Annotated in this window: 10 protein-coding genes; 5 read left to right on the forward strand and 5 right to left on the reverse strand. The window is 52.4% G+C overall.

The window, feature by feature from the left end:
• The first annotated feature begins 97 nt into the window (after window positions 1-97).
• Together BZK40_RS18095 and BZK40_RS18100 are read left to right on the forward strand one after the other, a co-directional pair.
• Entirely contained in the window at window positions 98-1,831 is a 1,734-nt protein-coding gene (locus tag BZK40_RS18095) for a phosphoethanolamine transferase CptA (RefSeq protein ID WP_079935055.1), read from the forward strand.
• A gap of 151 nt (window positions 1,832-1,982) precedes the next feature.
• Window positions 1,983-2,843 (forward strand): helix-turn-helix transcriptional regulator, encoded by an 861-nt coding sequence (locus tag BZK40_RS18100; RefSeq protein WP_008787053.1) that lies wholly within the window; start codon window positions 1,983-1,985, stop codon window positions 2,841-2,843.
• On the opposite strand, the gene BZK40_RS18105 is transcribed toward BZK40_RS18100, so the two are convergent.
• From BZK40_RS18105 to BZK40_RS18125, 5 genes are all read right to left on the reverse strand, one after another.
• A complete protein-coding gene (locus BZK40_RS18105; RefSeq protein WP_008787052.1) occupies window positions 2,830-3,186 on the reverse strand; it encodes a PTS fructose-like transporter subunit IIB in 357 nt (118 codons plus the stop codon). The genes BZK40_RS18100 and BZK40_RS18105 overlap by 14 nt on opposite strands.
• Window position 3,187: 1 nt before the next feature.
• Window positions 3,188-4,066, reverse strand: a complete 879-nt coding sequence (locus BZK40_RS18110) for a [formate-C-acetyltransferase]-activating enzyme (protein WP_079935056.1) — start codon at window positions 4,064-4,066, stop codon at window positions 3,188-3,190.
• The gene (locus BZK40_RS18115; RefSeq protein ID WP_079935057.1) at window positions 4,032-6,329 is read right to left on the reverse strand and encodes a formate C-acetyltransferase; all 2,298 of its coding nucleotides are present in this window, start codon (window positions 6,327-6,329) and stop codon (window positions 4,032-4,034) included. Before BZK40_RS18115 ends, BZK40_RS18110 begins: the two co-directional genes overlap by 35 nt.
• A 101-nt stretch (window positions 6,330-6,430) precedes the next feature.
• On the reverse strand, window positions 6,431-6,751 hold the full coding sequence (locus BZK40_RS18120) for a PTS fructose-like transporter subunit IIB (protein ID WP_079935058.1): 321 nt from the start codon (window positions 6,749-6,751) through the stop codon (window positions 6,431-6,433).
• A gap of 14 nt (window positions 6,752-6,765) precedes the next feature.
• Complete coding sequence (locus BZK40_RS18125) at window positions 6,766-7,845, reverse strand: PTS fructose transporter subunit EIIC (RefSeq protein ID WP_003825153.1); 1,080 nt, start codon at window positions 7,843-7,845, stop codon at window positions 6,766-6,768.
• 308 nt (window positions 7,846-8,153) lie between these two features.
• On the opposite strand from BZK40_RS18125, the gene ptsP reads away from it, so the two are divergent.
• From ptsP to gldA, 3 genes are read left to right on the forward strand one after another with little or no spacing between them, the layout of a single operon-like run.
• Entirely contained in the window at window positions 8,154-10,655 is a 2,502-nt protein-coding gene (ptsP, locus tag BZK40_RS18130; RefSeq protein WP_079935087.1) for a phosphoenolpyruvate--protein phosphotransferase, read from the forward strand.
• Between the two features lie 15 nt (window positions 10,656-10,670).
• A complete protein-coding gene (gene fsa / locus BZK40_RS18135; protein WP_003825157.1) occupies window positions 10,671-11,333 on the forward strand; it encodes a fructose-6-phosphate aldolase in 663 nt (220 codons plus the stop codon).
• Window positions 11,334-11,345: 12 nt separating this feature from the next.
• Window positions 11,346-12,449 (forward strand): bifunctional L-1,2-propanediol dehydrogenase/glycerol dehydrogenase, encoded by a 1,104-nt coding sequence (gene gldA, locus BZK40_RS18140; RefSeq protein WP_003825158.1) that lies wholly within the window; start codon window positions 11,346-11,348, stop codon window positions 12,447-12,449.
• Window positions 12,450-12,464: the final 15 nt, after the last annotated feature.

The raw sequence follows: 12,464 nt of genomic DNA on the forward strand, positions 1-12,464 counted from the left end.
ATCAACAACAAAACACGATCCTAAGATCGTGATGCTTCAGTTCCTCTTAATGTTTAGTCGCTACTCTTGGCGCTACGATTAAAGACAGGCTCACATTATGCAATCCTTACAACTCCAGTCTAAACCCGCCTTTAGCTGGAAAGCCCTGGGTTGGGCGCTCCTCTATTTTTGGTTTTTTTCCTCATTACTGCAGGCCGTTATCTATTTTAGTGGCTACAGCGGATCTACCGGTTTACGCGACTCCTTGCTGTTTAGTTCGCTGTGGTTGATTCCGGTATTCTTATTTCCAAACCGTATCCGCATTATTGCTGCCGTGATAGGCGTGGTGTTATGGGCGGCCTCGCTGGCTGCTCTGAGCTATTACGTCATCTACGGGCAAGAGTTCTCGCAAAGCGTTCTGTACGTAATGTTTGAAACCAATGCGAACGAAGCCAGCGAATATCTGAGCCAATATTTCAGCCTGAAGATTGTCTTAATTGCGCTGGCCTATACAGCTGTGGCAATTCTGCTATGGACACGTCTGCGTCCTGTGCATATTCCATCACCCTGGCGCTATCTGGTGTCGTTTGCACTGTTATACGGATTGATTCTGCATCCGATGACAGTGAACACATTTATCAAACATAAGCCGTTTGAAAAAACGTTGGATGGTCTCGCCTCACGCATGGAGCCTGCCGCACCGTGGCAGTTCATCTCCGGGTATTATCAGTATCGTCAGCAGTTGACCGCGCTGAATAGCCTGCTGAATGAGAACAATGCCCTGCCACCGCTGGCCAACTTTAAAGACAACTCCGGTGATGCGCCGCGTACGCTGGTACTGGTGATTGGCGAGTCAACGCAACGTGGCCGCATGAGCCTGTACGGTTACCCACGCGAAACAACGCCTGAACTGGATGCGCTGCATAAATCCGATCCTAACTTCACCGTGTTCAATAATGTCGTGACCTCCCGTCCGTACACCATTGAAATCCTGCAGCAGGCGCTGACCTTTGCCAACGAGAAGAACCCGGATCTGTATCTGACCCAGCCATCCCTGATGAACATGATGAAACAGGCGGGTTATAAAACCTTCTGGATCACCAATCAGCAGACAATGACTGCCCGCAACACCATGCTGACGGTGTTCTCTAAGCAGACAGATAAGCAGTTCTATATGAACCAGCAGCGTACCCAAAGTGCGCGCGAATATGACAGCAACGTGCTGGCGCCATTTAAAGAAGTACTGGCTGACCCTGCACCGAAAAAGTTCATCATCGTTCACCTGCTGGGTACGCATATTAAGTACAAATTCCGTTACCCGGATGGTCAGGGTAAGTTCGACAATAATATCGACAATGTGCCCGCTGGCCTGAGTAACGATGAGCTGGAAGCTTACAACGATTACGACAGCGCGAATGTCTACAATGACCATATCATTGCCAGTCTGATCAAAGACTATAAAGCGACCGATCCGAACGGCTTCCTGCTGTACTTCTCCGATCATGGGGAAGAGGTATACGATACGCCACCGCATAAAACGCAGGGTCGTAATGAAGACAACCCAACGCGTCATATGTATACGGTGCCGTTCCTGCTGTGGACCTCGGAAAAATGGCAGGCTGCACACCCGCGTGACTTCTCACAGGATGTGAATCGTAAATACAGCAGCTCAGAGCTTATCCACACCTGGTCTGATTTAGCGGGCTTCACCTATGATGGTTTCGATCCAACTCGTGCCATTACCAGCCCACAGTTCAAAGAAACGACCCGCTGGATTGGCAACCCGTACAAAAAGAATGCCCTGATTGATTACGATACCCTGCCTTACGGCGATCAAATCGGTAATCAGTAACAGTCTGCCGGATGCGCTACGCTTATCCGGCCTACAGCTCGCAAAGACTTGTAGGCCGGATAAGGCATTAGCCGCCATCCGGCAATAATCGCTTGAGGGCGATTGTTTTCAACGTTACTGTTTCCCTGTCTGCTGCCTGCAAGGGATTAACATGTATCACGACATCAGCCACCTGCTCTCTCGCCTGATCAACGGCCCCACACCGCTGCGGCAGATTTACTTTGCCAGCACCAGTAGCTCAACGCCGGAACTGGCGTATCAGGTCGATTTTCCCCGACTGGAGATTGTGCTGGAAGGTGAATTCACCGATAACGGTGTTGCTGGTGCATCCGCGACGTTACAGCCTTGCGATGCCTTGTTCGTTCCGGCTGGTGGCTGGAACTTTCCACAGTGGCTCACACCGGTGACCACGCTCAGTATCTTATTTGGCAAACAGCAACTGGGTTTTAGCATCGTTCAGTGGGACGGTAAGCAATATCAAAACCTTACCCGCCAGCACGTCGCGCGGCGTGGACCGCGTATTGGCTCATTCCTGCTGCAAACGCTCAATGAAATGCAGATGCAGCCGCAGGAGCAGCAAACCGCCAGGCTAATCGTTGCAAGCTTACTGAGCCACTGCCGCGATCTGCTCGGCAGCCAGATCCAAACCGCATCACGCAGCCAGGCGCTTTTCGAAGCCATTCGCAACTATATTGACGAACGCTACGCTTCACCGCTCACCCGAGAATCCGTCGCGCAGGCGTTCTACATCTCACCCAATTATCTTTCCCACCTTTTTCAAAAAACGGGCGCTATCGGTTTTAACGAATACCTGAACCACACGCGACTGGAACACGCAAAAACGCTGTTGAAGGGTTACGAATTGAAGATTAAAGAGGTGGCGCACATTTGTGGGTTTGTTGACAGCAACTACTTCTGCCGCCTGTTTCGCAAAAATACCGAACGTTCACCATCAGAATACCGTCGGCAATACCACAGCCAATTGACGGAGAAAGAAGCTAATCCAGAGTAAGATGTGTGTGCTGTGGCGCTGAAAGCAGCTTTCGCACGGCGCTCATCACCCGCTGCGGCTCACGCAGAAATGCGCTAATGCCCGACTGAACGTATCGGCTCTGCGTAAAACGCTCTGCTCCTGCCAGTTCAATATCAGTAATGAGCAACACCACATCAGCGCGGTTAATATCCTCTTCCGTCAGGCGATTTTCGGTACCCAGTGCCCCTTGAGTTTCGATCTTGATGCTCCATTTTTCCTGCTGGCAAAGTTTCTCCAGCCGCTCAGCTGCCATATAGGTATGGGCTACGCCGCTTACGCACGCGGTGACAGCAACCAGATATCGTACAGGTGCGATGGTCATACTATCCTCCTACTGTTACCTGAAATCCGGCGCATTCTGCCATCTTACGTATAATATCCACCTCTTGCGCTGTCGGTACGGGCACTTCTTTCATCAACCAGGGCAAACCGAGCAGGCTGTATTTGGGCTCGCCATATTGATGAAACGGTAGCAGGTGTACCTGTTTTATGCCTAGTGATGACAACATCGTCAACACATGCTGCGTGTTATCTGAATTCATCGTAAAGCCCGGAATCAGCGGCAGGCGAGGTATGACATTAACCCCTTCCTCCACCAATAGCCGTAAATTCGCCAGTACACGCGGTAGGTTCATGTTGATGACCTCACGAGCCAGATCTCCATCCATTATTTTGAGGTCGAACAACACCTCATCACACTCTTTTGCCAGCGATAACAAGCGACCGGCCGGCGCATCGCCAGCCGTTTCAATTGCACAGCGCACATCCCAGCGCCGCAGACGTTGCAGGAACCGTGTGGCAAAGGGCGCTTGCATCAGCACTTCACCGCCGGAAAGCGTTACCCCCCCACCAGAAGAGCGAAAGAAAATATCATCTTTCATCACTTCACGTTCCAGCTCGTCCAACGTGATATCACGACCAATACGTTCAAACGCCCCAGAGGGACACTCGTCGGCATCACGCAGACAGGGTGTACAGTGCAGACATTTACTCTCCCGCCGTACCGTTTCAATACGTGGTGAGAGTGATTCCGGGTTAGCACACCAAGGGCAGGTATGCGGACAGCCTTTAAAAAAGACGACCGTACGAATACCCTGCCCATCATTCAGTGAGTAACGCTGAATGTTGAATATACGCGCGACTTCCTCGCCTCGTGGGTCAATTACCTCACAGTTGATGCGCGGTGCGGCGAATGATGTCATCCTGGATCTCCTTCGACAACTCGACAAAGAAGGCGCTGTAACCCGCCACACGCACCACCAGCCCGGTGAAATCCTGCGGGCGCTGCTGCGCTTCGCGCAATGTGTCGGCATTCACCACGTTAAACTGGATATGCTGGAGTTTGAGCTGGGTAAATGCCCGCAGAAAATCCGCCAGCTTGCGTAAACCGGCCTCACCTTCCAGTGTGGCTGGTGTAAACTTCACGTTCAGCAACGTCCCATTGGAAAGCAGTGTGTTATCCAGCTTGCTGACCGACTTCAATACCGCCGTCGGTCCTTGCATATCCTGTCCCAGCATCGGCGACAGCCCCCCATCTGCCAGTTGCTCCCCGGCTAAGCGGCCATCCGGTGTTGCCCCAACGACCGAACCCAGCGGCACGTGTGCAGAGACGGTATACGAACCCGGCGTAAATTGCCCGCCGCGTGGATTCTGGTATTTCTCTACCTCTTTGCAGTAATGACGTAGCAGTTCGGCGCTGATGTTATCTACATCATCGATATCGTTGCCGTATTTTTCGAAGCGATTGATCAGCCTGGAGCGAACTTTCTCGCCTTCCGGGGTAGCAAAGTTATCTTTTAGCACCGACAAAAGTTCATCAAAAGATAAGCGCTGTTGTTCGAATACCAGCCCATTGAGCGCATGCAGCGAATCGCTCAGGTTTGCAATACCAATCCCCTGTACGCCGGAGAAGTTATAACGCGCGCCACCGTCGGTAATATCGCACCCTTTATCCAGACAGTCGCTAATAAATGAGGAGAGCAGCGGCACCGGCGCCCAGTCGCGGTGACCGATATCGCAGATATTACTGCCCTCCACCATCAACGTGATGTAGTGGCTGATTTTGGCACGAATATGCGCCAGGAGATCGTCGTACGTCAGAGTACGGTTGCCTTCGTTCTCATGCAGACAAATTTCCATCACTTTCAGCAGATTAAACATAGCGATATCGTGCAAACCGTATGTTCTGCCTGGAATAGACAGCTCGACACAGCCTACTACCGCGTAATCCCGCGCATCTTCCAGCGAAACACCGCGATTAAGAAACGCGGGCACCACCACTTCATCGTTAAAGATTTGCGGGATGCCGGTACCAAGACGAATGGTCTGTGCTGTTTTCATCAGGAACGGTGTATCGATCAATGCATTCGTGCGCACACCGAGGTTTGGTTGTGGTAGCTGTACGTTCTGATACGCATCAAGACAGAGGAAAGACAAAACATTTACCGCACTACGACCATTCTCCGTCAATCCCCCCAGTAGCGCGGTGTAGCCTGTTGGGAAGCCAGCGAAATAGCGCGCACTACTGGTGGATCGCAGCAGTACGATGTCATTACATTTCACCCATAGGGATTCGAGGATCTCTTGTAAGAATGCTGGGTCTTCCCCCTGCGTCAGCGAAGCCTGATAAAACGGCAGCATATACTGGTCGAAGCGTCCAAGTGAAAGAGAACTGGCGTTGGATTCATATTGCAAAATAATGTTCATGTACCAGAACAGCTGACATGCCTGCCAGAAGGTTTGCGGCTTGCTTTGGGCGTTATGCCGAGAGTTTTCAGCAATCGTCAGTAATTCCTGGCGTCGCTGCGCATCCGGGCAGCTTTCCGCCATCTTCTCTGCCAACATAGCGTAACGCAAAATATGTTTTTGCGAAGCCTCAAGCAGTAGCAGCGCAGCCTGATAAAAGTGATTCTCCGGCTGCTGCAGACAATGCGCTCGCATCTGCGCTACCAGTTCGCCAAGCCCATGATTCAACAGGCGTGGATAATCAATAATGATATGTCCCTGACCTTTGTCAGTCTGGTTAATGCTAAAAATCTGGGTGCTGACGGCGGCTTTAACCTCATCGGTCATCTGACCGTTGATGAAATCTTTCATCGACCGCTTTTCCCAGTACGGATACAGCACATCGCGATAGAGATGTTTATCCTCTTCGCTGATGTCAAAACGGTCCTGCGGACGGGTTGGAAACTGCTCCAGCTCTTTAAGCAGCCAGTAAGGATCCATTTCCGGTGACATAATGCCCGCACGCGGTTTAACAGTACGGTTTCCGGCAATCAGTTCCTCATCACGAATCGAAATCTCAACGTGCTCAAGAATATATGCGGTGGCTTTCGCCCGACGCAGAATAACCGGCTCTCCCTCCGTCTGCTGGTGGCTGGCGGTATATAACAGCGCACGTTCAAGCGAAATTTCACGGTTGTTCTGAAACAGAGCGGTTTTTAAACGTTGGATACGGTTCGTCATGAGGAACTCCTGCGGGAATAGTTGCCTGATGGCGCTACGCTTATCAGGCCTACGCATCTGTAGGCCGGATAAGGCGAAGCCGCCATCCGGCAAACAAACGGTTAAGCGGTTTGCGCCAGATGCGTGCCAATCTTGTTCATGATGGCGTCGGCACGTTTCACTGCATCGCTGATGTTGACGCGAACGATAGTTTTGCCCGCAAAACGTTCTTCAAATTTAATACCAATGTCCTTGGTCAGAATGACCATGTCGGCTTCCGCCACATCCGCCGCGGTCAGTTCGTTTTCCAGACCGATCGAACCCTGAGTCTCAACCTTTACTTGCCAACCTTTAGCTTTAGCGGCGCTTTCCAGCGCTTCGGCTGCCATATAGGTGTGGGCAACGCCAGAAGGACATGCGGTTACTGCGATAATCTTGGTCATGACTCATTCCTCACTTAATTCATTTCAAAATCTAAATCCAGGTCATCTTCTTTCTGATCGACCTGAGACACTTTTTTCCGCGCCAGACTTTTCAGTACGTTAACGCACACGGCGGTCACTACAGCACCAACGGCAACAGCCGCGATATAACCCAGTTTTCCTTCCACTACAGGCAGAACAATCAGTCCGCCCCAGCCGGCATAACACTGCGCACCAAACAGGGCGGCGGTTACCGTGCCACAGGCGGAACCCACCATAATCGATGGAATGACACGCAGCGGATCGGCTGCAGCAAACGGAATCGCGCCTTCCGTTACGCCAACGCAGCCCATTACCAGCGCAGCTTTACCGGCTTCGCGTTCTTCAGAAGAGAAATTCTTACGACCAATCAGCGTCGCTAAACCTAAACCCAGCGGCGGCACGCAGATCCCTACTGCGGCGATTGCCACGACGGTATAAACCCCCTGCGCCACGCAAATCAGCATGAATGCGTAGGCAACTTTGTTAATTGGCCCTCCCATATCGAAGGCCAACATCAGTCCCATAATTACCGCCAGCAGCACAATGCTGCCCTGCTGCATACCCTGCAGCCACTCGGTCAGGCTAGTAGTTAACGCGCCAACAGGCTCCCCCAGCCCCCACATCATGATACCTGCGGTGATAAAAGTGCCGACGATGGGAATAACGAAGATAGGCATTACCGAACGCAACACCTTATGTACGGGGATCTTCTTCAGATAATGGACAACGATACCGCCAATAATCCCAGCAATTAATGCGCCAAAGAAACCTGCACCGAAGCTGTTTCCCACCCATGCGCCAATCGCACAAGGGGCCAGAGCAGAACGTTCAGCGATGGAATAGCCGATATAAGCAGCAAGAAATGGCACCATCAAAGTCAACCCGGCGACGCCAATATCAAACAGCTTTTTAAGATTAGGATCGGTCGCAGCATCCGGTACCGCGCCTTTGCCATACAGCATGACGGAGACAGCCAGCAAAATACCGCCCGCTACGACGAAGGGGATCATATGCGAAACACCGGTCATCAGGTGCTGACGAGTATTTTTCAGGATTTGTACCAACTCTTTCATAAGTCGCTCCCGGGCTGCCTAAAGCCCATATCCATAAACTTGTTGCGGAAAACAATAGGCAATCTGACGCGACGCAAACAGTGGATAAAAAGGCCATTTGCTGGACTTTTGTAATGTCAGTACAAAAATGCGATCCGCCTCATAACTTGCAGTTTCTCGGAATTTATAGTGGATACGCTGACTTGTGAGGGATGTCTCACTTTGATGGTTATATTACATTTATCCAGTTTTTGGCAGATTTGTCACATGGCAGGCTCAGGCGTTGCCCTTTTATCCTGTAGCGAGAAATCGTTATGGGAGATGAGGCTATGGCCCTGATTGTGGAATTTACCTGTGAGCTACCCAATGGCGTACATGCACGCCCGGCAAGCCACATAGAAACGCAGTGCAACACCTTTACCTCACACATTGAGTGGCACAACCTGCGTACCGAACGTAAGGGCAACGCTAAGAGCGCACTATCGCTGATTGGCACCGATACTCTGGCGGGTGATAGCTGCCAGTTGCTGATTTCCGGTACAGATGAACAGGCAGCCCACCAGCATCTGAGCCAATGGTTACGAAATGAATTTCCGCACTGCGATGCACCGCTAGCGGAATCCAAAAACAACGAGCTGGAGCCACTTCCAGCATCGCTCACCCATTTAAATCCACAGCTTTTCCGCGCTCGCACCGTCTGCAGCGGCAACGCAGGAGGCGTTCTGAGTCTGCTTTCTTCGCTGGATCTTAACGCGCTCAGTAACCTTCCATCCGCTCAAGATATTGAAACCGAGCAAGCGGCACTGGATAACGGTTTAACGCTGTTGATGAAGAATATTGAGTTTCGATTACTCGACAGCGACGGCGCTACCAGTGCGATTCTGGAAGCACACCGCTCGCTGGCAAGCGACCTCTCACTGCGCCAGCACCTGCTCGCTGGCGTATCACGCGGGTTAAGCTGCGCCCAGGCGGTTGTCGAAAGTGCCGGACATTTTTGTGATGAATTCGCCCGTTCAAGCAGCAGTTATTTACAGGAGCGTGCACTGGATGTACGCGATGTTTGCTTCCAGCTTCTGCAGCAAATTTATGGGGAACAGCGCTTCCCTGCACCGGGAAAACTGACCCAGCCTACGGTTTGCATGGCGGATGAGCTAACACCGAGCCAGTTCCTCGAACTGGACAAAACATTGCTGAAAGGCTTGCTGTTAAAAAGCGGTGGTACTACGTCACACACGGTGATTCTCGCCCGGTCATTCAACATCCCTACGCTGGTTGGCGTAGATATTGAATCTTTGATGCCATGGCTACAGCAAACGGTTTATATCGATGGTAACGCAGGAGCAGTCGTCGTTGCCCCTGATGAATCCATCGTACGTTATTATCAGCAAGAAGCCCGTATCCAGGATGCCATTCGGGAACAGCAACGTATCTGGCTGACCCAGGAGGCACGCACGGCTGATGGCATCCGTATGGAAGTCGCCGCCAACATCGCCCACTCCGTGGAAGCACAAGCAGCCTTTAGTAACGGTGCGGAAGCGGTTGGCCTGTTCCGTACGGAAATGCTGTATATGGACCGTACCTGCGCCCCGGATGAGAACGAACTATACAACATTTTCTGCCAGGCGCTGGAACCCGCAAAGGGACGCAGCATTATTGTACGCACCATGGATATCGGCGGTGATAAACCCGTTGATTATCTGAATATTCCTGCTGAGACCAACCCATTTCTCGGTTATCGCGCGGTGCGTATTTATGAAGAATATGCCACGTTGTTTACTACGCAACTGCGATCGATCCTGCGCGCCTCAGCGCACGGTAGCCTGAAAATCATGATCCCAATGATCTCCTCGATGGAAGAGATCCTGTGGGTCAAAGAGAAACTGGCAGAAGCCAAGCAGCAACTGCGAAGTGAACACATTCCGTTTGATGAGAAGATCCAGCTCGGTATTATGCTGGAGGTTCCGTCTGTGATGTTCATCATTGACCAATGCTGTGAAGAGATTGATTTCTTTAGTATTGGTAGCAATGACCTGACGCAATACCTGCTGGCGGTCGACCGCGACAACGCCAAAGTTACCCGCCACTACAACAGCCTGAATCCGGCCTTCCTGCGCGCACTGGATTACGCCGTGCAGGCAGTACATCGACAGGGGAAATGGATTGGCCTGTGCGGTGAACTGGGTGCCAAAGGTTCTGTACTGCCACTGCTGGTGGGACTGGGTCTGGACGAACTTAGCATGAGCGCTCCCTCCATTCCCGCCGCCAAAGCGCGGATGGCGCAACTCGACAGCCGTGCCTGCCGTCAATTGCTGAATCAAGCGATGGCTTGTCGAACCTCGCTGGAGGTCGAACATCTGCTGGCTCAGTTCCGCATGACCCAACAGGATACACCTCTGGTTACCGCCGAATGCATCACACTGGACAGCGACTGGCGCAGTAAAGAAGAGGTAATCAAAGGGATGACCGATAACCTCCTGCTGGCAGGCCGTTGCCGCTATCCACGTAAACTGGAAGCAGACCTGTGGGCGCGCGAAGCCGTCTTCTCTACCGGATTAGGTTTTAGCTTCGCCATTCCACACAGCAAATCCGAACATATTGAGCAGTCCACCATCAGCGTAGCGCGCCTGCAAGCGCCGGTACGTTGGGGTGATGATGATGCACAGTTCATTATTATGCTGACGCTCAACAAACATGCCGCTGGCGATCAGCATATGCGTATTTTCTCGCGTCTGGCGCGCCGCATTATGCATGAAGAATTCCGTAACGCGCTGGTTAGTGCCGCCTCAGCCGACGCTATCGCCAGCCTGTTGCAACATGAACTTGAACTTTAAAGAGGATGTTTTTGTATGGAACTTTACCTTGATACCGCCAACGTCGCGGAAGTTGAACGTCTGGCACGCATCTTCCCTATCGCGGGTGTTACCACCAACCCAAGCATTGTGGCGGCAAGCAAAGAATCTATCTGGGATGTACTGCCACGCCTGCAAAACGCCATCGGCGAAGAGGGTATTTTGTTTGCCCAAACCATGAGCCGAGACGCACAGGGCATGGTGGAAGAAGCCAAACGCCTGAGCAACGCGGTGCCTGGTCTGGTAGTGAAAATCCCGGTGACATCCGAAGGTCTGGCCGCGATTAAGATGCTGAAAAAAGAGGGTATCACCACGCTGGGAACCGCCGTATACAGTGCATCTCAGGGGCTACTGGCTGCGCTGGCAGGAGCTAAATATATCGCGCCTTACGTTAACCGTATCGACGCACAGGGCGGCGACGGGATTCGCACAGTACAGGAACTGCAAACGTTACTGGAGCTGCATGCGCCAAACAGCATGGTACTGGCAGCCAGCTTTAAAACCCCGCGTCAGGCGCTGGATTGCTTACTGGCAGGATGTGAAGCTATCACCCTGCCATTAGACGTAGCGCAACAAATGCTCAATACCCCTGCGGTAGAGTCAGCAATAGAGAAGTTTGAGCAGGACTGGAACAACGCATTTGGTCACATCAACCTGTGAGGGAAATAAAGTATGGATCGCATTATTCAATCACCTGGTAAGTACATCCAGGGTGCCGATGTTATTACCCGTCTTGGCAGCTACCTCAAACCACTGGCAGAACGCTGGCTGGTCGTTGGGGACAAGTTTGTCTTAGGCTTTGCCCAGGGCGCACTGGAAAAAAGCTTCCAGGATGCCGGACTGGCGCTGGAAATTGCACCGTTTGGCGGCGAATGTTCACAAAACGAAATCGACCGTCTGCGCGGCGTAGCGGAAAAAGCGCAGTGTGGCGCAGTACTTGGTATTGGCGGCGGTAAAACGCTGGATACCGCCAAAGCGCTGGCGCACTTTATGGGCGTGCCTGTCGCCATTGCCCCAACCATCGCCTCTACCGATGCGCCGTGCAGCGCGCTGTCCGTCATTTACACCGATGCCGGTGAATTCGATCGCTATCTGCTGCTGCCCAACAACCCGGACAGGGTCATTGTGGATACCAAAATTGTCGCGGGCGCACCGGCGCGTCTGTTAGCTGCGGGTATTGGCGATGCGCTGGCAACCTGGTTCGAAGCGCGTGCCTGTTCACGCAGCGGCGCAACCACCATGGCGGGCGGTCAGTGTACTCAGGCGGCGCTGGCGCTGGCAGAGCTGTGCTTTAATACGCTGATCGAAGAAGGCGAAAAAGCGATGCTGGCAGCCGAGCAGCACGTGGTGACACCAGCACTGGAACGTGTTATTGAAGCCAACACCTATCTGAGTGGCGTCGGTTTTGAAAGCGGTGGTCTGGCAGCGGCTCACGCCATTCATAACGGTCTGACCGCAATCCCGGATGCGCATCACTACTACCACGGCGAGAAAGTGGCTTTCGGTACGCTGACACAGCTGGTGCTGGAAAACGCGCCAGTTGATGAAATTGAAACCGTTGCCGCGCTGTGTCATTCCGTTGGCCTGCCGATTACCCTGGCGCAACTGGACATCAAACAGGATATCCCGGCGAAAATGCGCATTGTGGCTGAGGCAGCCTGTGCAGAAGGCGAAACCATCCACAACATGCCTGGCGGCGCAACTCCGGACCAGGTGTATGCCGCCCTGCTGGTGGCTGACCAGTACGGTCAACGTTACCTGCAAGAGTGGGAATAACCTGCCAATAAAAAA

Source organism: Citrobacter portucalensis (genome assembly GCF_002042885.1).
Lineage (GTDB): Bacteria > Pseudomonadota > Gammaproteobacteria > Enterobacterales > Enterobacteriaceae > Citrobacter > Citrobacter portucalensis.

Excerpts from the sequence above, each read along its gene's own strand:
- BZK40_RS18105 (WP_008787052.1), bottom strand. The coding sequence starts at position 3,186 with ATGACCATCGCACCTGTACGATATCTGGTTGCTGTCACCGCGTGCGTA.
- gldA (WP_003825158.1), top strand. The coding sequence starts at position 11,346 with ATGGATCGCATTATTCAATCACCTGGTAAGTACATCCAGGGTGCCGAT.
- BZK40_RS18095 (WP_079935055.1), top strand. The coding sequence starts at position 98 with ATGCAATCCTTACAACTCCAGTCTAAACCCGCCTTTAGCTGGAAAGCC.
- fsa (WP_003825157.1), top strand. The coding sequence starts at position 10,671 with ATGGAACTTTACCTTGATACCGCCAACGTCGCGGAAGTTGAACGTCTG.
- BZK40_RS18125 (WP_003825153.1), bottom strand. The coding sequence starts at position 7,845 with ATGAAAGAGTTGGTACAAATCCTGAAAAATACTCGTCAGCACCTGATG.
- ptsP (WP_079935087.1), top strand. The coding sequence starts at position 8,154 with ATGGCCCTGATTGTGGAATTTACCTGTGAGCTACCCAATGGCGTACAT.
- BZK40_RS18115 (WP_079935057.1), bottom strand. The coding sequence starts at position 6,329 with ATGACGAACCGTATCCAACGTTTAAAAACCGCTCTGTTTCAGAACAAC.
- BZK40_RS18110 (WP_079935056.1), bottom strand. The coding sequence starts at position 4,066 with ATGACATCATTCGCCGCACCGCGCATCAACTGTGAGGTAATTGACCCA.
- BZK40_RS18120 (WP_079935058.1), bottom strand. The coding sequence starts at position 6,751 with ATGACCAAGATTATCGCAGTAACCGCATGTCCTTCTGGCGTTGCCCAC.
- BZK40_RS18100 (WP_008787053.1), top strand. The coding sequence starts at position 1,983 with ATGTATCACGACATCAGCCACCTGCTCTCTCGCCTGATCAACGGCCCC.